Here is a 23,627-nt window from a genome sequence, read left to right as displayed (position 1 = left end):
CGCCCCTGAACGCCTCGGCCCGTCCGGCGTTCGAGGGCGAGGAGAGTTGGGTCAGGTGGTGGGTGTTGTGCCGGTCAGGCCCAGGAGGAGCATTTGGGTGAACGCGCGGACCCACTCCTCGTCAGCCGGCTCCCCGCTGACGAGAGTGCGGTGCACCACCGCCCCCGCGACCACGTCGAAGATGAGGTCCGCCGTACGCGCGGCGACCTCGGGGTCGGACTCCGGAGGGAGCTCGCCGCGCGCGGTGGCCCGGGCCCGCCCCTCCACGACGAGCCGCTTCTGGCGGTCGACGATGGACGTGCGGATGCGTTCGCGCAGCGGCTCGTCACGGGTTGACTCGGCCACCACCGCCATCAGGGCCGTCGCGGTCTCGGGACGGTTCAGGAGCGCCGCGAACTGAAGCACCACGCCCTCGATGTCGGCGGCGAGGCTCCCGCGGTCGGGGAGTTCCAGTTCGTCGAAGAGGACGGCCACCGCGTCGACCACGAGCTCGTTCTTGCCCGCCCAGCGACGGTAAAGGGTCGTCTTGGCGACCCCGGCCCGCGTCGCCACGTCCCCCAACGTCAGCTTGGACCAGCCCAGTTCGACCAGCGCCGCCCGCGTCGCCTTCAGGATCGCGGCGTCCGCGGCAGCGCTGCGCGGGCGTCCCGTGCGGGGGGTGGTGGTGCGACTCTGCATGTCAGGACCTTATCCGCCGTCCCGGGCGGCCAAATCAGGCGGTTGTGTGAAGTCGTGAGGGAGATCACCGGGGTATGGCGGACAGGGGAGCCGTGGGACAGTTACGCTACGAGCCGTAGCGAAAGCTCGTACACGGTGACTCGTGGACGGGTGACAACCACTGGCGCCGGGTGGGGACCCGGTGCCCGACAGCACGGATCGAGTCGGGTCGCGTCGTAAAGCGGCCCGGCTTTCACAGCGCTTTTCACACGTGCGCGAGGAAGGGGGAGGATGTACTCATGCAGCCACGGAACATGTCCATGAGCGGAGTCGTCGACCTCGCCGCGGTGAAGGCGGCCCAGGAGGCCAAGGCGAAGGCGGAGCAGGCGCGCGCCGAAGCGGCCAGGCAGGGCGGCGGAGGCGGGGCCGTGTCTCCCGCCGGCCTCGTCATCGATGTCGACGAGGCGGGATTCGAGCGCGATGTCCTTCAGCGGTCCACCGAGGTCCCGGTCGTCATCGACTTCTGGGCCGAGTGGTGCGAGCCCTGCAAGCAACTGAGCCCGGTGCTCGAACGGCTGGCCGTCGAGTACAACGGACGGTTCGTCCTTGCCAAGATCGACGTCGACGCCAACCAGATGTTGATGCAGCAGTTCGGGATCCAGGGGATCCCGGCCGTGTTCGCCGTCGTGGCGGGGCAGGCCCTGCCGCTCTTCCAGGGTGCGGCCGCAGAGGCGCAGATCCGCGGGACCCTCGACCAGCTCGTCGAGGTCGCCGAGCAGCGCTTCGGCCTCACCGGCGTGACCGTCGACCCCGACGCCGAGCCCGACAGCGCCCCGGCGGTGCACGAGGTGCCCGCAGGGCCCTACGACGCGCTCCTGGAGGCCGCCGTACAGGCCCTGGACGCGGGTGACTTCGGCGGTGCCGTACAGGCGTACAAGAACGTGCTGAGCGACGACCCGGGCAACACGGAGGCCAAGCTCGGCCTCGCGCAGGCCGAGTTGCTGCAGCGCGTACAGGGCGCCGACCCGCTCCAGGTGCGCAAGGACGCCGCCGAGAAGCCCAAGGACGTACCGGCGCAGATCGCGGCCGCGGACCTCGACCTGGTGGGCGGGCACGTCGAAGACGCGTTCGGGCGGCTCATCGACACGGTGCAGCGCACGGCGGGCGACGACCGGGATGCCGTACGGCTGAGGCTGTTGGAGCTCTTCGAGGTCGTGGGTGGCGACGATCCGCGGGTGATCGCGGCGCGCCGGGCGCTGGCGAGAGCGCTGTTCTGATCGGCTCCCGGACCGGGTTCCGCCCGGTGTTCTGACCTGTTCCTAAACGCCGGGGCGTGTGATGCCCAGGTGAAAGATTTGCCGAGAGAGCGGCAGGTGGCCGCGCTTTACCAAAACTTGGTAAACGCGGCCGCTGTTACTTGGAGTAAGTCAGGGGCGTTGATCTGTCGGATTTTGTCCATGGATCAACTGTTTTGGTGTCCCCCTTGGTGCCACCCAGAGTTGTCGACCGATACCGCCGGGTCGTTGTTCGGTTATCCGGCCGTTACTAGCCAGTAACGAACCCCCTTGTGCGGGCGGCGAGAATGCACCACGATCGGCGACGCTCGGTCCATTCCCCCCTACCCCGACAACCAATCGGGTCAAGGGGTTTTCTGGGTCCCCACCGAGTAGGGGCGGCGGCAGTGGCGCCGGCCCTTGGACAGGGGGGTCTCTGCCGTTCGGCGGAGCCTGTCCAGCAGGTTGTGCGTGATGCGTGTCAGGCGCGACCAGTGGTTGTCGCTCGGGGGTGATCGCCGGTGATGTCGGGCGCAGTTGGCGCTCGACGAGTACGGGCGCTCTCCTTCCCGAGGACGTAGCACTTCTCCCATCCCTGCCCGGCTGAGCCGCCGACATGGGTCAGTCAGGGCCAGGAGATGTACGTCCGAGAAGGAGGAAATATGGAGTCCCAGGTGCGTGGCGGGACCAGATGGAAGCGGTTCGCGGTCGTGATGGTGCCCAGCGTGGCCGCCACGGCAGCGATAGGTGTCGCCCTCGCGCAGGGCGCTCTCGCCGCGTCGTTCAGTGTGTCGGGTCAGTCGTTCAAGGTGACGGCGGACTCGCTCCACGGAGAAGGCTTCTCGCAGTACGGAGCCATCGACTCGGGGTACACCCTCGACGGTCAGAAGACGGCTCACCCCGTCGCGGTCTCGGCGTTCAAGTCCGCGTCGATCACCAACATGTGCCAGTCCGTGGTCACCCCGAACATCCCGCTGCTCGGATCGGTCAGTCTGGTCCTGAAGGCGGGCGGCGGTGGCACGCCGGTCCAGGCCGAGAACCTGTACATCGACGTCGAGGACCTGCAGGCCGACGCGGTGTTCCACAACATCGACATCGGTGTTGCGGCCAAGGACGCCAGCAAGGGTCCGGGCATCAGCAAGGGCGACCAGGCGAACCCGTACGGATTCGCCCAGCAGGCCGACTCTGCCGACCTGACCGATGTGAAGCAGACGGCGTGGGCGACCACCGCCGGTACGTTCAAGCTCAGCGGCCTGAAGATGTCGCTGTCCAAGGGCGTCAAGGAGTGCTACTAGGCACTCCAGGGGCGGGCGGGGGAGCCGGCAGCTGCCCCGCCCGCCCCACCTTTTCCCGCAGTACGTGAACTACTCAAGCGCGTACGCCACACAGTAAAGCCGTTCCAGGGAGCCGTTTCCATGAGCGCCGAGTCACCCGGGCAGAGCGAGCACTACCTCCAAGTCTTCCGGCGGAACTTCCGTACCTGGAGGGGCGATCGCCCGTTCTGGGCCGGCTTGTTCATCCTGCTCGGCGGCTTCCCCATCGCCTACTTCCCGTACGCGAACCTCCAGATCGGCCATCTGACGCTGGCGATGTCCACCACCGCCGGCGCGGGCTCCCTGATCATCGGCGTGCTGCTCTGGGTCCTGGGCATCAGTCTCTGGTTCCAGAAGCACGTACGGACCTTCGCCGGGGTCGCCGCGATCCTGCTCGCGCTGGTCTCCATCCCGGTGTCCAACCTCGGTGGCTTCCTCATCGGCTTCCTCTTCGCCATGACCGGCGGCGCGATGGCGGTCTCCTGGGTTCCTGGCGAGCCCGGCGAGGAACAGGGTGCGCCGGCGCACAAGAGTGAGGGCGGCGCCCCGGACGCCCTCGACACCACCCCGAACACCCCGCACCTGCCGCAGAGCCCGGAGTCCACGGGCATCCAGCACGGTGCCGACAGCGCGGGCCCCGCGGTCGCCGACGAGTCGGGCGAGCCCAGGGACCTGTCAGGAATGAGCTCCGCTCACGGGGCGAACGGGAGGCACAGTGCCGGCTGACGAGGTGATCCGCGGGACCGAGGTGGACGAGTCCCGGGTGAGAACCGGGCCGCGTCACGCGGCCCCGAGGAAGCCGCTGTTCACCAGGTTCCACGTGCCCGCGGGCAAGGCCGTCGCCATCGCGGCGATGCCGACCGCGGTCCTCATGGGGATGGGGTTCACGCCGACACTCGCCCAGGCCGACGACCACTCGCCCGCCAAGAGCCTGACGGCCGACGAGTACCAGAAGTGCGTCGAGGCCGTGGACGGCAAGGACACGTCGGCCAGCCCGACCCCCTCCGCCTCGGCGTCCTCCTCTTCCTCGGCGAGCGCTTCCGCGTCCGCCGACAAGCCGGAGCCGACCCCCTCGGCCAGTGCGTCCTCGTCGCCGGACAAGACCTCTTCGTCGGATTCAGGTTCCGACGACAAGGCCGGGTCCACGCCGACGCCGTCCGCGAGCAAGTCGGCGCAGAGCAGTGGCGGCGGCACCGCGGCGACCCCGTCGGCGTCCGCGAGCAGCGGGGGCGACCTGCTGGGCACCATCGGCGACGCGATCACGGGCATCTTCACCGGCGGCAGCGACTCCACGGCGAGCGCCACCGCGAGCTCCACGCCGTCGGCCTCCGCGCCCGCCTCGGCGAGCGCGACCAAGGACTCCGGCGACAAGACCACGTCCGACACGGTCAAGGACACCACCGGCAAGGTCGCCGACACGGTCAAGAACACCGTGAAGGACACGACCGACACGGCGACCAAGGCGGCCGAGGGCACCACCAAGGCGCTCAAGGACGCGACCGACGCGGCCACCTCGTCCCCCAGCCCGTCCGCGAGCTCCACCACCAACGCGGCGGACTGCCCGGTCGCCACCGACGCCGAGGGCGGCGTCGACAACCCGGTGACCCTGCCCGACGACCCCTGGTACCTGAACGCCAGTTCGCTGCTCCTCAAGGGCGCGGACTACCAGGGCATCGTGAAGGTGAAGACCGCCAACGGCACCGTCAAGAAGGTCCTGAAGTACGTCATCTCCGACGGCACGGACATCGGCGACCTGCACCAGACGGTGAACGACAAGCAGTCCGGCAAGACGTACCACGTGCAGGCCGGCAGCGGTACGACGTCCACCATCCGTGACGGCAAGACGGTGATGTACACCGAAAGCATCTCCGGCAACCTGCTCGGCCTGATCCCGATCACGTTCAGCCCGGACAACCCGCCGCCGCTGAACATACCGCTGATCTACTTCACCAAGGTGAAGGTCGTACAGGCCGGCCAGTTCGGCGGCACGCTGACCATACCCGGGCTGCACCAGTACGTGACCGGCTGACGGCCGGTCACGACCAAGACCCGTTCGGGAGCCGCACAAAGGACTGTGGCCCGGTTCCTCCGCTCAGTCGGAGGGCCGGGCCACAGTCCTGTGAGCCCGGAGGCGTATCAGCAGTCGGCCGACGTGCTGCCGTAACCACCCGTGATCAGCACACACCGAGGGCGCCCCCTGTCGCAGGAGGCGCCCTCAGTGGCGTACGGGGGCCGCGGGTCAGGCGGTGCGGCCGCTCTCGCCCAGGTGGTGCACCCGGACCATGTTGGTGGTGCCGGGGACGCCGGGGGGCGAGCCGGCGGTCATCACGACGATGTCGCCGTCGTTGAACCGCTTGAGCTTCTGGAGCTCGTGGTCGACGAGGTCGACCATCTCGTCGGTGCTCTTCACGAACGGCACGACGTGCGACTCGACGCCCCAGCTCAGCGCGAGCTGGTTGCGGGTGCCCTCGTCGGTGGTGAAGGCCAGGATCGGCTGGGCCGCGCGGTAGCGGGAGAGCCGGCGGGCGGTGTCACCGGACTTGGTGAAGGCGACCAGGCCCTTGCCGCCGAGGAAGTCGGCGATCTCGCAGGCGGCACGGGCGACCGAACCGCCCTGCGTGCGCGGCTTCTTGCCGGGGACCAGGGGCTGCAGACCCTTGGAGAGGAGCTCTTCCTCGGCCGCCACGACGATCTTCGACATCGTCTTGACCGTCTCGATCGGGTACGCGCCCACGCTCGACTCGGCCGAGAGCATGACCGCGTCGGCGCCGTCGAGGATCGCGTTGGCGACGTCGGAGGCCTCGGCGCGGGTCGGGCGGGAGTTGGTGATCATCGACTCCATCATCTGGGTCGCGACGATCACCGGCTTGGCGTTGCGGCGGCACAGTTCCACGAGGCGCTTCTGCACCATCGGGACCTTCTCGAGCGGGTACTCGACGGCCAGGTCACCACGGGCCACCATGACGGCGTCGAACGCCGCGACGACGGCCTCCATGTTCTCGACCGCCTGCGGCTTCTCGACCTTGGCGATGACGGGGACCCGGCGGCCTTCCTCGTCCATCACCTTGTGCACGTCGTTCACGTCGCCCGCGTCACGCACGAAGGACAGGGCGACCATGTCGCAGCCCATCCGCAGCGCGAAGCGCAGGTCCTCGACGTCCTTCTCGGACAGCGCCGGTACGTTCACGGCCGTGCCGGGCAGGTTGATGCCCTTGTGGTCCGAGATCACACCGCCCTCGATGACGACCGTCTTGACCCGGGCACCGTCGACCTCGACGACCTTCAGCTCGACGTTGCCGTCGTTGATGAGGATCGGGTCGCCCTTGGAGACGTCACCGGGCAGGCCCTTGTAGGTCGTGCCGCAGATGTGCTTGTCGCCGGGCACGTCCTCGATGGTGATGGTGAACTCGTCACCGCGCACCAGCTCGACGGGTCCCTCGGCGAAGGTCTCCAGACGGATCTTCGGGCCCTGCAGGTCGGCGAGGACGCCGATGGCCTTGCCGGTCTCGGCCGCGGCGGCCCGGACCCGGTCGTAGCGGCTCTGGTGCTCGGCCTGCGTGCCGTGGCTGAAGTTGAAGCGGGCCACGTTCATGCCGGCTTCGATCAGCGCGACGAGCTGCTCGTGGGAGTCGACCGCGGGGCCGAGAGTACAGACGATTTTCGAACGGCGCATAGGGCGATCCTATCGGTTTGTTTCGCTACGGAATATTCCGTCTGGCGGAAGATACAAAGGGGCGCGCTGCCGCTCAGGTGAGGTTGCACGGTGTCGCCCGTTCGAGGTGGCGTGGTGCCGCTCAGATGAGGTCGTGGGACGCGCCCACGAGTGCGTAGGTCTGCGTGGCGATCTCCAGTTCCTCGTCGGTCGGCACCACGGCGACCGCGACCCGTGCGCCCTCGGGGGAGACGAGTCTGGGCCCGTCCCCTCGAGCCGCGTTCAGGTCGGCGTCGACCGCCAGGCCGAGTTCCTCCAGGCCGGCCACCGCGGCCTCGCGCACCGGAGCGGCGTTCTCGCCCACTCCGGCGGTGAAGGCGATCGCGTCCACCCGGCCCAGTACCGCGTAGTAGGCGCCGATGTACTTCTTCAGGCGGTGGATGTAGATGTCGAAGGCGAGCCGCGCCTGTTCGTCACCCTCGTCGACACGGCGACGGATCTCCCGCATGTCGTTGTCGCCGCACAGACCGATCAGGCCGCTCTTCTTGTTCAGCAAAGTGTCGATCTCGTCCGTGGACATCCCGCCAACACGCGTCAAATGGAAGATGACCGCGGGATCCACGTCGCCCGACCGCGTGCCCATGACCAGTCCCTCCAGCGGCGTGAGCCCCATGGAGGTGTCCACGCAGCGGCCGCCCCGTACGGCGGAGGCGGACGCGCCGTTGCCGAGGTGCAGCACGATGACGTTCACGTCCTCGGGGGCCTTGCCCAGGAGTTCGGCCGTCGCCCGGGACACATACGCGTGCGAGGTGCCGTGGAAGCCGTAGCGCCGGATGCGGTACTCGTCGGCGGTCTTCACGTCGATCGCGTAGCGCGCCGCCGACTCCGGCATCGTCGTGTGGAAGGCGGTGTCGAAGACGGCGACCTGGGGCAGGTCGGGGCGCAGCGCCTGGGCCGTACGGATACCGATCAGGTTCGCCGGGTTGTGCAGCGGGGCGACCGGGATCAGCCGCTCGATCTCGGCGAGCACGGCCTCGTCTATGACCGTGGGCTCGGTGAACTGCTTCCCGCCGTGCACCACCCGGTGGCCGATCGCGGCCAGCTCGGGGGAGTCCAGGCCGAGGCCGTCCTTGGCCAGCTCCTCGGCGACGGCCTTGAGCGCGGCGGCGTGGTCGGCGATGGGGCCGGTCGTCTCGCGGGTCTCGCCCGTGGTGAGCGCCGTGTGCTTCAGCCGGGAAGTGCCCTCGCCGATGCGCTCGACGAGGCCCATGGCGAGACGGCTGCTGTCGCGCATGTCGAGCAGCTGGTACTTCACCGACGAGGAGCCGGAGTTGAGGACGAGGACGCGGGTGGCGGTCACGGCGGGGGTGCCTTCTGGGTGGAGGACGGTGGTGGTCATGCCCTGCTCGGAGTCTGGGCCTGGATCGCCGTGATCGCGACCGTGTTGACAATGTCCTGTACCAGCGCGCCGCGGGACAGGTCGTTGACGGGCTTGCGCAGGCCCTGCAGGACCGGGCCGACGGCGATCGCGCCGGCCGAGCGCTGTACGGCCTTGTAGGTGTTGTTGCCGGTGTTGAGGTCGGGGAAGATCAGCACGGAGGCCTGCCCGGCGACCTCGGAGTCCGGCAGCTTGGTCGCCGCGACGGTCGGTTCGACCGCGGCGTCGTACTGGATGGGCCCCTCGATCTTCAGGTCGTCGCGACGCAGCCGCACCAGGTCGGTGGCCTCGCGCACCTTGTCGACGTCGGCGCCCGACCCGGACGTACCCGTCGAGTACGACAGCATCGCGATCCGGGGCTCGACGCCGAACTGTTCGGCGGTGGCGGCCGACTGGATGGCGATGTCGCAGAGCTGCTCGGCGTTCGGGTCGGGGTTCACCGCGCAGTCGCCGTAGACCAGGACCTTGTCGGCGAGGCACATGAAGAAGACGGACGAGACGATCTTGGTGTCCGGCTTGGTCTTGATGATCTCGAAGGCGGGCCGGATGGTCGCGGCGGTGGAGTGCACGGAGCCGGAGACCATGCCGTCGGCGAGCCCCTCCTGCACCATCAGCGTCCCGAAGTAGTTCACGTCGGCGACGACGTCGTACGCCAGCTCGACGGTGACGCCCTTGTGGGCGCGCAGGACGGCGTACTTCTCGGCGAAACGCTCGCGCAGCTCGGAGGTGACCGGGTCGATCAGCTGGCAGCCGCCCAGGTCGATGCCGAGGTCGGCGGCCTTCTTGCGGATCTGGTCGACAGGACCGAGCAGCGTCAGCTCGCACACGCCCCGGCGCAGCAGCACCTCGGCGGCGTGCAGGACGCGGGCCTCGGTGCCCTCGGGGAGCACGACGCGGCGCTTGTCGGAGCGGGCCTGTTCGAGGAGCTTGTGCTCGAACATCATCGGGGTGAGGCGGTCGCTGCTCGGCGCGGAGACGCGCCTGAGGAGGTCGCTGGTGTCGACGTACCGCTCGAAGAGGCCGAGGGCGGTCTCCGCCTTGCGGGGGGTAGCGGCGTTCAACTTCCCCTCCAGGGAGAAGAGTTCGGCCGCGGTGGGGAAGGAGTTCCCGGCCACCGAGATCACCGGGGTGCCAGGGGCGAGACGGGCCGCGAGGGTGAGGACCTCGTCGCTGGGCCGCTCGTTCAGGGTGAGGAGCACGCCGGCTATGGGCGGGGTGCCGGCGCTGTGCGCGGCGAGCGAGCCGATGACCAGGTCGGCGCGGTCGCCCGGGGTGACCACGAGACATCCCGGGGTCAGGGCGTTCAGGAAGTTCGGCAGCATCGCGCCGCCGAAGACGAAGTCGAGCGCGTCCCGGGCGAGGCCCGCGTCGTCGCCGAGGAGCACCTTGCCGCCGAGGGCGTGGGTGATCTGCGCGACGGTGGGCGCGGAGAGGGCGGGCTCGTCCGGCAGGACGTAACAGGGGATGGGCAGACGGTGGTCGATCCGCTCGCTGATCTCGGCGCGGTCGGCCGGGGCCACCCGGTTCACGACCATGGCGAGGACGTCGCAGCCCAGACCGTCGTACGCGCGGTAGGCGTTGCGCGTCTCGGCGCGCACGGACTCGGCGGTCTGCCCGCGTCCGCCGACCACGGGGATCACGGAGGCGCCGAACTCGTTCGCGAGCCGCGCGTTCAGCGCCAGCTCGTCCGGGAACTGGGTGTCGGCGAAGTCGGTGCCCAGGACGAGGACGACGTCGTAGTCGCGGGCGACGAGGTGGAACCGGTCGACGAGGGTGGAGACCAGCTCGTCCGCGCCCTGCTCGGCCTGGAGCGTGGACGCCTCGTGGTAGTCCATGCCGTACACGCTCGCCGGGTCCTGGGTCAGCCGGTAGCGGGCGCGCAGCAGCTCGAAGAGCCGGTCCGGGCCGTCGTGGACGAGTGGACGGAAGACGCCCACCCGGTCGACCTGGCGAGTCAGGAGCTCCATGACCCCCAGCTCGACGACCTGGCGGCCGTCGCCGCGGTCGATCCCGGTCACGTAGACGCTGCGGGTCACGCGTGCTCTCCATCCGTTGCGGCGCTGGGTGGTTTCGGGGCTCGGAAAAATGGCCCACTGGGGTGAGCGGAACCCTCTTGACAATACCTCTGAGGGTAGCTAGGGCGCCCGCCAGGACAAACGGCCTGGTGGGGAGGAGAGAATCGTCGGTGCCCTTCGTCTCGTGAAACAATCGGACCGGCTCACACGTACCAGCAGCGAGCAGGAGACACAGCACGATGCGTATCGGAGTTCTCACCGCAGGCGGCGACTGCCCGGGCCTGAACGCCGTGATCCGGTCGGTCGTGCACCGAGCGGTCACCAATTTCGGGGACGAGGTCATCGGCTTCGAGGACGGCTACGCGGGCTTGCTCGACGGCCGCTACCGCACCCTCGACCTCAACGCGGTCAGCGGCATCCTCGCCCGTGGCGGCACGATTCTCGGCTCCTCGCGGCTGCAGCGCGACCGGCTCCGCGAGGCCTGCGAGAACGCGCAGGACATGGCCCGCGAGTTCGGCATCGACGTGCTGATCCCGATCGGCGGCGAGGGCACGCTGACGGCCGCCCGGATGCTGTCGGACGCGGGGCTGCCGGTGGTCGGTGTCCCCAAGACGATCGACAACGACATCTCGTCGACGGACCGCACCTTCGGATTCGACACCGCGGTGGGTGTGGCCACGGAGGCCATGGACCGCCTCAAGACCACCGCCGAGTCCCACCAGCGCGTGATGGTCGTCGAGGTCATGGGCCGACACGCGGGCTGGATCGCCCTGGAGTCCGGCATGGCGGCCGGCGCCCACGGCATCTGCCTGCCCGAGCGCCCCTTCGACCCGTCCGACGTGATGGCGATGGTCGAGGAGCGCTTCGCCCGCGGCAAGAAGTTCGCGGTCATCTGCGTCGCCGAGGGCGCCCACCCCGTGGAGGGCACCATGGACTACGGCCATGGCGCCATCGACCAGTTCGGCCACGAGCGCTTCCAGGGCATCGGCACGGCGCTGGCGTACGAGCTGGAGCGGCGCCTCGGCAAGGAGGCCAAGCCGGTCATCCTCGGCCATGTGCAGCGGGGCGGCACCCCGACCGCGTACGACCGGGTGCTCGCCACGCGGTTCGGCTGGCACGCGGTGGAGGCGGCGCACCGGGGCGACTTCGGGCGGATGACGGCGCTGCGCGGCACGGATGTGCTGATGGTGCCGTTGGCGGAGGCGGTCACGGAGCTGAAGACGGTGCCGAAGGACCGGATGGACGAGGCGGAGTCGGTGTTCTAGGTCGCACCGGCTCGGGTCGCACGACCTCGGGTCGAGCGGACTCAGTACGTGCTTCTACTCAGTACGTGCTTCTTTGGAGCATCGCCCAGAAGTGATCGACGATCCGGTCGAGGAAGTCGCGGCCGGAGTCGTCGGCGTCCGCGGCGGCCGATCCGCCGCCCCAGCTGAGCGTGACGACCATCTGCCCCTGGTACTCGGTGTGCATCTCCTGGAGGACGTCCTCCAGGAGGCGCCGGTCCAGCGGGATCATCTTCCCGACCGGACGGACATACGCCTGCCAGCGCGTCGTCACCGCGCTGCGCAGCAGCTCGGCCAGCTTGGTGTCGCGTCCGGTGACGGTGATGAAGTCCCGCAGCGACAGTTCGAGGGTGTCGGCGAGGGCGACCGACTGCCGGTCGTTGCCGCGCCACTCGTCGGCCTCCTCCATCCGCTGGTAGGCGAGGAGTTCGAGGCCGACGGTACGGGCGATGTCCTCCTGGGCCAGCCCGCGTGACACGCGGTGCTCGCGCAACGTCCTTGGCGCGCCGATGAGTTCACCCGGTGAGCACCACAACACGCCTGCCAGCGCGGTGAGTTCTGGCCCACTGGGGGTGGTCGTCCCTCTCTCCCAGGCCGCTACGAGGTCGGGGGTGACGTACGGCAGCCCGTACGAGGCTCGCATTCCGTACGCGACGTGCTCGGGGCCCATGCCGAGGGCAGCCCGCAGTCTGCGGGCGGCCGGAGCGTTGAAGGGCGGGGTGGGCTGAGGGGCTTGCGGTCGCTGCACGCGCACAAAGTATGGGGCCGGGGCGGTGGTGACTACGGTCTGTTCGGCCACAATCACGGATCGTACGAACATACGGTGTTGCCCTCGCCGCCCCTTCCCGTCACGGTCACCAGGCGCCTCGGCGAGACCGGCCCGGCTCTCACCCCTTGACCGCGCCGCCCAACGCGAACCCCCCGCCCAGCCGCCTGGACACCAGCACGTACAGCAGGATCACCGGCGTCGAGTAGATGACCGAGAACGCGGCCAGCTGCCCGTAGACCACCGTCCCCCGATTTCCGAAGAAGTCGTTGATGCTCACGGACGCCGGCATCTGGTCCGGTGTCAGCAGGAGCATGAACGGGACGAAGAAGTTCCCCCACATCATCACGAACGAGAAGACCGTCACCACCGCGACCCCCGGCCCCATCAGCGGCAGCACGATCCGTACCAGGGACTGGAGCGACGACGCCCCGTCCGTCCACGCCGCCTCCTCCAGTTCCTTCGGCACGCCGTCCATGAAGTTCTTCATCAGCCAGATGGCGAAGGGGAGTTGGGACGCGGCGAAGAAGAAGATGGTGCCCTGCACGGTGTCGATGAGGTTCACCCGTACGAACAACGCGTACACCGGGACCATGATCGCCGTGATCGGCAGGCACGTCGCGAAGAGGATCGTCAGCAGGAAGGGGCGGTTCAGGCGCGAGCGGAACCGCGACAGCGGATACGCGGCCAGCGCCGCGCACACCACCGTGAGCAGCGTCCCGCCCCCGCACAGGATCAGACTGTTGAGCAGCGGTGTGTAGGTGATGTCCGGTTTCAGGACCGCGTCGAAGTTGTCCAGTGTGAGGCCGTCCGGAACCTTCACCCTGAGGCCCGCGTGCGGGTCGAGGGCCGACAGGACCACCCAGGCGAGGGGGAGGGCGAAGGCGGCGGCCACCGCCAGCAGGCCCGCGTCGGCGGCCAGCCGGCGGCCGGTGCGGCGGGACCTCAGTGTCGTACGGACCGACATGTCACACCTCCGTCCGCAGCAGCCGCATGTACACCAGCGAGAACAGCGAGCCGACCACCAGCAGGAGCAGCGCCACCGCGGTGCCGTATCCGATCATGCTCTTCTGGAAGGCCTGCTCGTACATGAAGAGCGGCAGCGTCTGGCTCCTGTTCCCCGGGCCGCCCCTCGTCATCACCCAGATCAGCCCGAACACCGACAGCGTCTGAAGGGTGTTGAGCATCAGGTTCGTGCCGATCGAGCGGCGGATCATCGGCAGCGTGATGTGCCACATACGGCGCCAGCCACCCGCCCCGTCCACCTCCGCCGCCTCGGTGATCTCCTTCGGTATCTCGTTCAGGGCCGCCGAGTACACCAGCATGGAGAAGGCCGTCCCCCGCCAGACGTTCGCGAACGACACCGCCAGGATCGGCAGCGTGAACAGCCAGTTCTGGGTGGGGAGGTGGAGCCAGTCCAGGATCGCGTTCAGCGTGCCTTCCCGTCGGAAGAACGCGTACAGCAGGAACCCCGCCACCACCTCCGGCAGCACCCACGCCGTGATCACGATCCCGCCCACGACCGTCCGCACCGGCTTCGACGCCCGCTGCATCAGCGATGCCAGCGCCAGGCCCAGCGTGTTCTGGCCGACCAGTGACGACAGGACCGTGAACACCAGCGTCAGCCAGACCGCGTTCAGGAACGCGTCGTCCTTGAACGCCGCCCGGAAGTTCTCGAAGCCGACGAAGGACGAGTGCGCCTGGCCGGTGAGCTGGAGGTCGGTGAAGGCGATGTACGCGCAGTACGCGATCGGGCCCGCCAGGAAGAGGAGCAGGAGGGCGACGGCGGGGGTGAGGGGGAGGGCGCGGGTCAGGGTGCGGCGCAGCCTCACTTCCTGATCACCTGGTTGTCGGTGGCCGTCTTCAGCTCCTCGTCGTACCCGCTCGCCGCCTTGTCGACCGAGCTGTCACCCGTCGTCACGCCCTCCATGGCCTCCTGGACGGCCGTCGAGACCTTGGGATAGGCCGGGTACGCGGGGCGGTAGTGCGTGCTCGCGACCAGGTCCGTGAAGAACTTGATGCCGGGCTGCGCCTTCACGTATCCGGGGTCGGAGGCCACGTCCCCCCGCACCGCGATGCCGGAGTTGGCGATGTACCACTTCTGCGCGTTCGCCTTGGTCTGCATCGTCTCGATGAACTTGAAGGCGAGGTCCGGGTTGGACGCCTTGGCGGGGATCGACCAGGTCCAGCCGCCGGACATGCTCACCTTGCCGGGGGCCTGGCCGGATTGCGTCGGCATATAGGCGAGGCCGAGTTTCTGCGACCACTCGGGCCACTCGTGCCCCGCGCCCTTCAGCCAGTCCTGCGGGAGCCAGCTGCCGTCCAGGTTGATGCCGAGCTTGCCCTTGGGCATCAGTTCGCCGCGGACGTTCGTGGGGAAGTTCGGGTCCAGGGCGTCCGAGACATCGGGGCCCAGCTTCTCCTTGTAGACCGTGTGCACGAAGGTGAGCGCGTCCTTGAAGGCCTGGCTGCCCGCGATCCACTTCTTCGACGCGGTGTCGTACAGGGGGTCCGAGGTTCCGTCACCTGTCCCGTACAGCAGCATCTCGAAGCCCTGCATGGTGGCCGCCTCGCCCGCCGGCTTGCCCGTGTAGACGTTGAGCGGGGTGACGCCGGGGACCTTCGCCTTGATGGTGCGTGCGGCGGCCAGCACCTCGTCCCACGTCTTCGGCTGCCAGTCGGCGGGCAGGCCCGCCTTCTTGAAGATGCCCTTGTCGAACCAGAGGCCCCGGGTGTCCGTGCCGTCCGGGACGCCGTACGTCTTCCCGTCCTGCGCCTTCGCGGCCGACTTCGCCGTGTCGATGAACTGGTTCCAGTCCGGCCACTTGTCGAGGTAGGGGTCGAGGGGCTTCAAGTACCCGCTCGTGATGTCCGAGTTGATGAGGAAGGTGTCCTCGTAGACCAGGTCGGGAGCCGTCTTGGGGGATCTCAGCATCTGCTGGAGCTTGGTGTAGTACTCGGAGTCCGGGGCCTTGATCGGGACGAGTTCGACCTTCTTGCCGGGGTTGGCCTTCTCGAACTCCTTCTTCATCTCCCCCAAGTAGGTGTCCATGACGCGGATCGAGTTGTCCGTGGACTGCTTGAAGGAGACCTTCACGGTGTCCGGATCGCTTCCGGAGCCCGATCCGCAGGCGCTGAGCGCGGTCGCGGTGAGCAGAGTGGCGAGGAGTAGCGGGGCGGCGGTGGGGCGCACGGGCACGACCTCCTACTGGCCGACGTCATTGGTGGCCGAGTTGTCTGCCCGGTGAACGTAAGAGCGTGGACTAGTCCACGTCAATGACCTTGCAGCGGCTCGTGACCTTGCGGCGTTCACCGAGATGGGCCTGTGATGTCTCAGCGGGACATGAGTCCCACCGGGTCTCATGTCCCACTGAGAGCCAAGCGACCCCGAAGAAGTGAAGGCACGCCCCCACGCCGCCCGGCACGCCCCCACGCCGCCCGGCACGCACTCTCGCCGCACCGGCCAAAGGCCCAAGTAGCTCCGCTACGAGGACCTTCGTCCGGCACGCCGACAGCACGCACCGAACGACGCGGGAACGCACCCGCACTTCCCCCGAGCCGCTGGCCCGCCGAGAACTTCCCCTACGCGCTGCCGCTGACCCTCGGGCACGAGGGCGCGGGCACGGTCGCCGCGCTCGGCGACGGGGTGAGCGGGCTGAAGGAAGGCGATCCGGTCGCCGTGTACGGGCCGTGGGGCTGCGGCCTCTGCGCCAAGTGCGCCGAGGGCAAGGAGAACCACTGTCTGCGCGCCGACGAGGTCGGCATCCGCCCGCCGGGGCTCGGCGCGCCCGGTGCGATGGCCGAGTACCTGATCGTCGACGACGCCCGTCACCTCGTACCGCTCGACGGTCTCGACCCGGTCGCCGCCGTGCCCCTCACGGACGCCGGGCTGACCCCGTACCACGCGATCAAGCGGGCACTGCCCAAGCTGCTGCCCGGGTCCACCGTCGTCGTCATCGGTACGGGCGGACTCGGCCACGTCGCCATCCAGTTGCTGCGGGCGATGACCGCGGCCCGGGTGATCGCCCTCGACGTCAGCGAGGACAAGCTCACGCTCGCCCGGAGCGTCGGGGCGCACGAGACCGTCCTGTCCGACGCCGGGGCCGCGGCGAAGGTACGGGAACTCACCGGCGGCATCGGTGCCCAGGCCGTGTTCGACTTCGTGGGCGCGGAGCCGACCGTGCGGACCGCAGGGGCGCTCGCCGCGGTGGAGGGCGAGATCAGCATCGTCGGGATCGGCGGGGGTGCCCTGCCCGTCGGCTTCGGCGCGCTGCCCTCCGAGGTGTCGGTCCACGCCCCCTACCGGGGCTCCCGCGGCGAGCTGATCGAGGTCCTCGACCTCGCCCGCACCGGCGCCGTCTCCGTGCACACCGAGACGTACTCCCTCGACGAGGCACCCCTCGCGTACGAGCGGCTGCACGCCGGGAAGGTGAAGGGCCGAGCCGTGATCCTGCCGAGCGGCTGACGCCCCGCGCGCTCAGCCCTTGACCCACCGGTACTGCAACTCCGGCCGCCCCACCTGCCCGTACTGCGGAGCGCGCGCCGCCCGTCCCGCGTCCACCAGGTGCTCCAGATAGCGCCGGGCCGTGATCCGGGAGATGCCGACCGACTCCGCGACCCCGGCCGCCGTCAGGCCCTCGGTGCTGTCCCGCAGCGCCCGGGTGACCCGCTCCAGGGTCGGCGCGCTGAGGCCCTTGGGGAGGGCGGCCGGGCTCGGGGCGCGCAGGGTGGCCAGGGCGCGGTCCACCTCGTCCTGGCCACTCGCCTCGCCCACCGCCGCGTGGAACTCGGCGTACCGGACGAGGCGGTCGCGCAGGGTGGCGAAGGTGAAGGGCTTCAGGACGTACTGGACGACCCCGAGCGAGACCCCTTCCCGTACGACCGCGAGGTCCCGCGCGGACGTCACCGCGATCACGTCCGCGTGATAGCCGGCGGCGCGCAGGGAGCGGGCGAGCTGCAGTCCGTGCACGTCCGGCAGGTGCAGGTCGAGCAGCAGCAGGTCCACCGGCGTACGGTCCAGCGCGCGCCGCGCCTCCGCTCCGGTGTGCGCCTTGCCGACCGCCGTGAAGCCGGGCACCCGGCCCACGTACATGACGTGCGCGTCGGCGGCGACCGGGTCGTCCTCGACGACGAGTACGCGGATGGGGTCGGCGGTCATACGTCGCCTCCAGGCAGGGCGTGCTGGGCGGACTCGGGCTCGGCGGCGGCCCCTTTGGCGGTAGCCCCTTCGGTGGTGGCCGGGGCCGGTTCTCCGGCGGCCCCCGGCACGGGTTCGGCGGGGGCGCCCGGGGTAACCGTAGGCAACGGCAGCCGCGCCTCGAACTCCGCCCCGCCCCCGCGCGCCTCCGCCACCGTCAGCGTGCCGTAGTGACGGCTCACGGCCTGACGTACGAGGGCCAGTCCGAGGCCCCGGCCGCCGGGCCCCGCCGGTTTGGTGGACCAGCCGCGCTGGAAGACCGCCTCCGCGTGGGCGGGGTCGACTCCCGCGCCCGTGTCGGCGACCCGCAGGACCAGGCCGGAGTCGTCCGTGAAGGCCGTGACGGTCACCCGTGCCCCCACCGTCCCCTGCGCCGCGTCCATCGCGTTGTCGATCAGATTGCCCAGCACGGTCACCAGGTCACGGGCCGGCAGGCCGGTCTGGAGCAGCCCGTCGTCGATACCGCTCTCCTCCGACACCACCAGTTCCACGCCCCGCTCGTTCGCCTGGGCCGCCTTGCCCAGCAGCAGGGCGGCGAGGACCGGCTCGCTGACCGCCGAGATCACCTCGTCGGTGAGCGTCTGGGCGAGTTCGAGCTCGGCGGTGGCGAACTCGACGGCCTCCTCGGCGCGCCCGAGCTCGATCAGCGAGACCACCGTGTGCAGCCGGTTCGCGGCCTCGTGCGCCTGTGAGCGCAGCGCCTGGGTGAAGCCGCGCTCGGAGTCCAACTCACCCATCAGGGACTGGAGTTCGGTCACATCGCGCAGGGTGACCACCGTGCCGCGCCGCTCGCCGCCGGACACCGGGGAGGTGTTCACGACCAGCACGCGCGACGCCGTCAGATGCACCTCGTCCACCCGTGGCTCCGCCGACAGCAGGGCGCCGGTGAGCGGTGCGGGCAGCCCGAGATCGGCCACGGAGTGTCCGACGACCTCGTCCGTCACCCCCAGCAGCTCCCGCCCGCCGTCGTTCATCAGCGCCACCCTGTACTGCCCGTCCAGCATCAGCAGCCCCTCGCGCACGGCGTGCAGCGCGGCCTGGTGGTAGTCGTGCATCCGGCTCAGCTCGGCCGCGTTCAGGCCGTGCGTGGAGCGGCGCAGCCGGGCGTTGATGACGTACGTGCCGATGCCGCCGAGCACGAGTGCGCTGCCTGCGACGCCGACGAGGGCCGTCACCTGCTCCTGCACGCGCTGCGTGATCGCCTCGACCTTGATGCCCGCGCTGACCAGCCCGACGATGTGGCCGTTGTCCAGGATCGGGGTGACGGCGCGGACGGACGCCCCGAGGCTGCCCGTGTATGTCTCCGTGAAGGACTTGCCGTGCAGGGCGGGTCCGATGTGCCCGAGGAAGTGCTTGCCTATCAGCGTCTCGTCGGGGTGGGTCCAGCGGATGCCCCGCGGGTTCATGATCGTCACGAAGTCCACGCCGGTGTCCCGCTGCACCTGGAGCGCGTACGGCTGGAGATCCTTGGTGGGGTTCGTGGTGCGGATGGCATCGCGGACTGAGGGCGCGTCGGCGACCGAACGGGCCACGGCCATGGCCTGGCGGCCCGCCGCGTCCTCGGCCTGGCCGCGGTCGCTGACGTAGCTGAACAGCGCGTACCCGGCGACGAGCACCGCGATGAGCACGGCCTGCATGGCGAAGAGCTGGCCGGCCAGGCTGCGGGGTCGCGGGACGGCGAGGAAGCGCATGTCGTTCAGTCTGCCTCTCCTTGTAAGTGTGAACTAAATGAACGGAAGGGTGACCGCCCTCACAGGGCGGGAGATAGTCACCGCATCCCCGGAGTGAGCCGCACCCCGGGATCTCCCCCCGAGTGAGCCGCACCCCGGGATCCTCCCGGAGCAGGCCGCACACCGGGTTCCGCCGGACGTGAGCCGCACGCCGGATGATGCCGATGACGTCGTCAAGGAGGGCAGCCGTGGCCAGCACCCAAACGGCACCTGCCGCACCCGCAGCCAAGCGGGATCGCACCCACTATCTCTACATCGCGGTGATCACCGCCGTTCTGCTCGGCATCGGCGTCGGGTTCGCCGCGCCGGACTTCGCCAAGGAGCTCAAGCCGATCGGTACGGGCTTCGTGAGCCTGATCAAGATGATGATCTCCCCGATCATCTTCTGCACGATCGTGCTCGGTGTCGGCTCGGTACGGAAGGCCGCCAAGGTCGGCAAGGTCGGCGGTCTCGCGCTCGGCTACTTCATCTGTATGTCCTTCGTGGCGCTTGCCATCGGCCTGGTCGTCGGCAACATCATCCACCCGGGCAGCGGGATGCATCTGACCGAGGCCGTGAAGGGCGTCGGGCACACGCAGGCCGCGGCCGCCACCGAGGGCCCCGTCGACTTCATCCTCGGGATCATCCCGACCACCTTCGTCTCGGCCTTCACCGAGGGCCAGGTGCTCCAGACCCTGCTGATCGCCCTCCTCGTGGGCTTCGCGTTGCAGGCCATGGGCCGTGCGGGACAGCCGGTGCTCAAGGGTGTCGAGCACATCCAGAAGCTGGTCTTCCGCATCCTCGGCATGATCATGTGGGCCGCGCCCGTCGGTGCCTTCGGCGCCATGGCCGCCGTCATCGGCGAGACCGGCATGGACGCGCTGAAGGCGCTGGGCACGATCATGCTCGGCTTCTACATCACCTGTGCGCTCTTCATCGTCATCGTGCTCGGCACGCTGACGAAGCTCGTCGCCAAGGTCAGCCTCTTCCAGCTGCTGAAGTACCTCGGCCGGGAGTTCCTGCTGATCGTCTCCACCTCGTCGTCCGAGTCCGCGCTGCCGCGGCTCATCGCCAAGATGGAGCACCTGGGTGTCAGCCGCCCGGTCGTCGGCATCACCGTGCCGACCGGCTACTCCTTCAACCTCGACGGCACGATGATCTACCTGACGATGGCCTCGCTGTTCATCGCCGACGCGATGGACCAGCCGATGAGCATCGGTCAGCAGATCGGCCTGCTGCTCTTCATGATGGTCGCCTCGAAGGGCGCGGCGGGTGTCTCCGGCTCCGGTATCGCCGTCCTGGCCAGTGGTCTGCAGTCGCACAAGCCCGCGCTGGTGGACGGTGTCGGTCTGATCATCGGTATCGACCGCTTCATGAGCGAGGCGCGTGCGGTCACCAACTTCGCGGGCAACGCGGTCGCCACGCTGCTGATCGGTACGTGGACCGGTGAGGTCGACAAGGAGCGGGTGAACCGGGTTCTCGCCGGTGAGCTGCCGTTCGACGAGAAGACTCTGCTGGACAACGACGAGGACGAGGTCGTCACCGCGGAGGTGCCCGAACAGGGCGGGGAGAAGGAGCTGGCGAAGGCGTAAGCGCCGTTTGGAGCTGCGGGTCCGTTGTGGCTGGTCGCGCCCACGCGGCGGAGCCGCATGGTGACACAGCCCCGCCCCCCTCCGGGGCGCCCCAAGCCGCCGGGCGGCCAGGTTCTCCCCCCGTAGACCTGGCCGCTCGGTGTTTTGCCGAAGAAGTGCGAAGAAGAACCTCAACAGCTCAATCGCTCAGCTTGGTCACCAGTTCGGTGGCTCTGGAGGCGGGTACGCCCGCCGCGGTCAGCATGGTGATCGCGGCGGAGCGGCCCGCCTCTTCCGGTGCCAGCAGGCCGTCGTTCACCGCCTCCATGAGGGCGAACAGCATCTGCTCGTGCACGTACGCCAGTGCGGGAGCCGGCAGCGCGGACTCGAACACGCCCTGGTCGAGGCCGCGCCGCAACAGCTCCGCGCAGGCCTCGCGCACCGGCGTCAGCCGCTCGCGGATGCCCTGGACCGTGACGCTGCGCTGGGCGAGGGCGACCAGCAGCCGGTAGCGGTCGGCGATCTCCCAGACGGCGAGCGTCGAGCGGACCAGCGATTCCGCCGGGTCCCGGCCACTCTCCCGGCCCGCCGCGTGCGCCGCGGCCACCGCCTCCACCGCGCCGTCGGTCAACGTGCTGATCAGCACCTCGCGGCTAGGGAAGTGCCCGTACACCGTGCGCCGTACGACGCCCGCGGCCCGTGCGATCTGGTCCATGGACGCGTCGGGGTCGCGCAGCAGCTCCGCGAGCGCGACGTCGAGGATGCGGCGGCGGTTCGCATCCGCGCGGCTGGCACTACCCGTGGTCATGGCTGCCATTCTGCACGCCCCCGGAGCCGCGCGAGGTGATCACTCGTGCCCTCCACAAGGGCTCCACCTCCTCCATTTGCACAGCGGTGTGCATCGACGTACATTGCACATGGTTGAGCAATTGCACGTCAGTGTGCAAGAGGAACGAGAGAGAGGGCGACCGTAGTCATGCGTCTCGTCATGAACGAACCGGTCGAGGGGATGGGCCGGCCCTACGCCCGGCGCTGGTGGGCGCTGCTGGTGCTCTGCCTGAGCCTGCTGATCATCGTGATGGCGAACACCGCCCTCACGGTCGCGGCCCCCGACATGACCCAGGACCTGGGCCTGTCCAGCGCGGACCTGCAGTGGGTCATCGACGGCTACACCGTCCCGTACGCCGCGCTGATGCTGCTGCTCGGCGCGATCGGCGACAAGTACAGCCGGCGCGGCGCCCTCATCCTGGGGCTCGTCGTCTTCGGCGGGGGCGCGGTCGCGGGCTCGCTCGTCGACAGCTCCACCGGGGTCATCGCGGCCCGTGCCGTCATGGGCGTCGGCGCCGCCCTGATCATGCCCGCGACGCTCTCCCTGCTCGCCGCGACCTTCCCGCGCGAGGAGCGGGCGAAGGCGATCACCTTGTGGACCGCCACCGCCGGACTCGCCATCGCGGCCGGGCCACTGGTCGCCGGTGCGCTGCTGGAGCACCACGGCTGGTCGTCCACGTTCCTGATCAACGTGCCCATCGCCGCGCTCGCGATCGTCGGCGCCCTCGTCCTCGTACCGCCGTCCAGGGCCGCGCACCACCACCGCATCGACCACGTCGGCGGCCTGCTGTCCGTGGTCTGGATCGGCTCGCTGGTCTACATGATCATCGAGGGGCCGCACTTCGGATGGGGCGTCAAAGCCGTGACCGCCGCGGTCGTCGCGGGTGCCGGCCTCGTGGCCTTCGTGGTGTGGGAGCTGCGCCACCCGCGCCCGGTCGTCGACGTACGCCGCTTCGCCCACCGCCGGTTCGCCGGCTCCAACCTCGCCGTCGCCCTCTTCTTCCTGGCCGTCTTCGGCGCCTTCTACTACCTCACCCAGCACCTCCAGTTCGTCCTCGGCTACGACGCGCTGGACACCGGGGTGCGGATGCTGCCGCTCGCCGGGGCCGTGTTCGTCGGCTCGGCGCTCACCGGGTACCTCACCCCGCGCGTCGGCATGAAGATCACGGTCACCGCGGGCATGGTCGGCGGCACCACGGCGCTCGCGCTGCTCACCAGGGTCGACGCGGCATCCTCGTACGGCGATTTCGTGCTGCCCCTGACCATCCTGGGCCTCGCGATCGGGCTCGCGCTCTCGCCCTGCACGGACGCCATCATGGGCGCGTTCCCCGAGGCCGAACTCGGCGTCGGCGGCGCCGTCAACGACACCTCGCTGGAGCTCGGCGGCTCACTCGGCATCGCGATCCTCGGTTCCGTGCTGGCGAGTTCGTACTCCTCGCACCTCTCGGACGCCACCGCGGGCAGCAAACTCCCGGCGGGCGCCCTGTCCACGGCACAGGACTCGGTCGGCGCGGGCTACGCGGTCGCCCAGGGCATCGGTGACAGGGCCCGGCAGCTCGGTGACCAGGCCGCGCGGGCGGGGCACGCCGGGAACACCGAGAAGGCCGCACAGCTGAAGGCGCAGGCCGACCAGCTCGCCCACGGGGCGCAGCGGATGGCGGACGCCGTCGGTTCGTCCTTCTCGGACGCGGTGGCGCACACCAGCCTGATCGGCGCGGTGATCCTGGGAGTGGGGACCGTGCTGGTCGCCGTCCTGCTGCCCCGGAGGGGCGGTGCGCACCCGGGGGAGGCCCTGGAGCAGGTGGCGCAGGAACAACCGGAACTCACCGGCGCGGCGACGCGCTGAGCGCATCCTCGCCCGCCTCGGAACCGTGACCCTCGGGCCTCCGTCTCGTAGAACATGCACTACCGTGCCGTGCCGGAC

The 23,627-nt window shown here is 69.6% G+C and carries 18 protein-coding genes and 1 pseudogene; 8 read left to right on the top strand and 11 right to left on the bottom strand.

Going from position 1 to position 23,627, the window contains the following annotated elements; all coding sequences use genetic code 11:
- Window positions 1-51: 51 nt before the first annotated feature.
- The gene (locus ACFVWD_RS41005) at window positions 52-678 is read right to left on the bottom strand and encodes a TetR/AcrR family transcriptional regulator (RefSeq protein ID WP_389603050.1); all 627 of its coding nucleotides are present in this window, start codon (window positions 676-678) and stop codon (window positions 52-54) included.
- Window positions 679-956: 278 nt separating this feature from the next.
- On the opposite strand from ACFVWD_RS41005, the gene ACFVWD_RS41000 reads away from it, so the two are divergent.
- The 4 genes from ACFVWD_RS41000 to ACFVWD_RS40985 all read left to right on the top strand — a co-directional run bounded on the left by ACFVWD_RS41000 (window position 957) and on the right by ACFVWD_RS40985 (window position 5,273).
- Window positions 957-1,934, top strand: coding sequence for a tetratricopeptide repeat protein (locus ACFVWD_RS41000; RefSeq protein WP_389603049.1), 978 nt, complete (start codon window positions 957-959; stop codon window positions 1,932-1,934).
- A gap of 659 nt (window positions 1,935-2,593) precedes the next feature.
- Window positions 2,594-3,226, top strand: a complete 633-nt coding sequence (locus tag ACFVWD_RS40995) for a DUF6230 family protein (RefSeq protein ID WP_351701515.1) — start codon at window positions 2,594-2,596, stop codon at window positions 3,224-3,226.
- Between the two features lie 120 nt (window positions 3,227-3,346).
- Entirely contained in the window at window positions 3,347-3,970 is a 624-nt protein-coding gene (locus tag ACFVWD_RS40990; protein WP_389603048.1) for a DUF6114 domain-containing protein, read from the top strand.
- Entirely contained in the window at window positions 3,960-5,273 is a 1,314-nt protein-coding gene (locus tag ACFVWD_RS40985) for a hypothetical protein (RefSeq protein ID WP_389603047.1), read from the top strand. The genes ACFVWD_RS40990 and ACFVWD_RS40985 overlap by 11 nt, the downstream gene beginning before the upstream one ends.
- A gap of 210 nt (window positions 5,274-5,483) precedes the next feature.
- Here ACFVWD_RS40985 and pyk read toward each other — a convergent pair whose 3' ends face one another.
- The 3 genes from pyk to pta form a co-directional block, all read right to left on the bottom strand.
- Window positions 5,484-6,917, bottom strand: a complete 1,434-nt coding sequence (gene pyk, locus ACFVWD_RS40980) for a pyruvate kinase (RefSeq protein WP_389603046.1) — start codon at window positions 6,915-6,917, stop codon at window positions 5,484-5,486.
- A 121-nt stretch (window positions 6,918-7,038) separates the two neighbouring features.
- Window positions 7,039-8,256 (bottom strand): acetate kinase, encoded by a 1,218-nt coding sequence (locus ACFVWD_RS40975; protein WP_389603071.1) that lies wholly within the window; start codon window positions 8,254-8,256, stop codon window positions 7,039-7,041.
- Window positions 8,257-8,291: 35 nt separating this feature from the next.
- Window positions 8,292-10,370 (bottom strand): phosphate acetyltransferase, encoded by a 2,079-nt coding sequence (gene pta / locus ACFVWD_RS40970; RefSeq protein ID WP_168495657.1) that lies wholly within the window; start codon window positions 10,368-10,370, stop codon window positions 8,292-8,294.
- Window positions 10,371-10,588: 218 nt separating this feature from the next.
- Between pta and ACFVWD_RS40965 the strand changes: the two genes are divergently transcribed.
- The gene (locus tag ACFVWD_RS40965) at window positions 10,589-11,614 is read left to right on the top strand and encodes an ATP-dependent 6-phosphofructokinase (RefSeq protein ID WP_054233176.1); all 1,026 of its coding nucleotides are present in this window, start codon (window positions 10,589-10,591) and stop codon (window positions 11,612-11,614) included.
- Window positions 11,615-11,672: 58 nt separating this feature from the next.
- Here the strand turns inward: ACFVWD_RS40965 and ACFVWD_RS40960 are convergent, their stop codons facing one another.
- From ACFVWD_RS40960 to ACFVWD_RS40945, 4 genes are all read right to left on the bottom strand, one after another.
- Complete coding sequence (locus ACFVWD_RS40960) at window positions 11,673-12,302, bottom strand: XRE family transcriptional regulator (RefSeq protein WP_389603070.1); 630 nt, start codon at window positions 12,300-12,302, stop codon at window positions 11,673-11,675.
- A 217-nt stretch (window positions 12,303-12,519) separates the two neighbouring features.
- Window positions 12,520-13,365 carry a carbohydrate ABC transporter permease gene (locus tag ACFVWD_RS40955; protein ID WP_389603045.1) on the bottom strand — a complete coding sequence of 282 codons (846 nt, stop codon included), beginning with the start codon at window positions 13,363-13,365 and terminating at the stop codon, window positions 12,520-12,522.
- Between the two features lies 1 nt (window position 13,366).
- Window positions 13,367-14,230, bottom strand: a complete 864-nt coding sequence (locus ACFVWD_RS40950) for a carbohydrate ABC transporter permease (RefSeq protein ID WP_079174127.1) — start codon at window positions 14,228-14,230, stop codon at window positions 13,367-13,369.
- The gene (locus tag ACFVWD_RS40945; protein ID WP_389603044.1) at window positions 14,227-15,597 is read right to left on the bottom strand and encodes an extracellular solute-binding protein; all 1,371 of its coding nucleotides are present in this window, start codon (window positions 15,595-15,597) and stop codon (window positions 14,227-14,229) included. Before ACFVWD_RS40945 ends, ACFVWD_RS40950 begins: the two co-directional genes overlap by 4 nt.
- A gap of 363 nt (window positions 15,598-15,960) precedes the next feature.
- Here ACFVWD_RS40945 and ACFVWD_RS40940 point away from each other — a divergent pair.
- Window positions 15,961-16,863: pseudogene (locus tag ACFVWD_RS40940) on the top strand (NAD(P)-dependent alcohol dehydrogenase); the annotation flags it as partial.
- Window positions 16,864-16,875: 12 nt separating this feature from the next.
- Here the strand turns inward: ACFVWD_RS40940 and ACFVWD_RS40935 are convergent.
- Complete coding sequence (locus ACFVWD_RS40935; protein WP_389603043.1) at window positions 16,876-17,556, bottom strand: response regulator; 681 nt, start codon at window positions 17,554-17,556, stop codon at window positions 16,876-16,878.
- On the bottom strand, window positions 17,553-19,286 hold the full coding sequence (locus ACFVWD_RS40930) for an ATP-binding protein (RefSeq protein WP_389603042.1): 1,734 nt from the start codon (window positions 19,284-19,286) through the stop codon (window positions 17,553-17,555). Before ACFVWD_RS40930 ends, ACFVWD_RS40935 begins: the two co-directional genes overlap by 4 nt.
- 194 nt (window positions 19,287-19,480) lie before the next feature.
- On the opposite strand from ACFVWD_RS40930, the gene ACFVWD_RS40925 reads away from it, so the two are divergent.
- Window positions 19,481-20,896: a cation:dicarboxylate symporter family transporter gene (locus tag ACFVWD_RS40925; RefSeq protein WP_389603041.1), complete on the top strand. Its 1,416-nt coding sequence runs from the start codon at window positions 19,481-19,483 to the stop codon at window positions 20,894-20,896.
- A 178-nt stretch (window positions 20,897-21,074) separates the two neighbouring features.
- Here ACFVWD_RS40925 and ACFVWD_RS40920 read toward each other — a convergent pair whose 3' ends face one another.
- Window positions 21,075-21,692, bottom strand: coding sequence for a TetR/AcrR family transcriptional regulator (locus tag ACFVWD_RS40920; RefSeq protein WP_079065042.1), 618 nt, complete (start codon window positions 21,690-21,692; stop codon window positions 21,075-21,077).
- A gap of 159 nt (window positions 21,693-21,851) precedes the next feature.
- On the opposite strand from ACFVWD_RS40920, the gene ACFVWD_RS40915 reads away from it, so the two are divergent.
- Window positions 21,852-23,549 (top strand): MFS transporter, encoded by a 1,698-nt coding sequence (locus ACFVWD_RS40915; RefSeq protein ID WP_389603040.1) that lies wholly within the window; start codon window positions 21,852-21,854, stop codon window positions 23,547-23,549.
- Window positions 23,550-23,627: the final 78 nt, after the last annotated feature.

Source organism: Streptomyces sp. NPDC058086 (assembly GCF_042885015.1).
Taxonomy (GTDB): Bacteria; Actinomycetota; Actinomycetes; order Streptomycetales; family Streptomycetaceae; genus Streptomyces.
The sequence above is the reverse complement of the archived record's forward strand: the minus strand, read 5'-3'. Positions and strand labels throughout refer to the sequence as shown.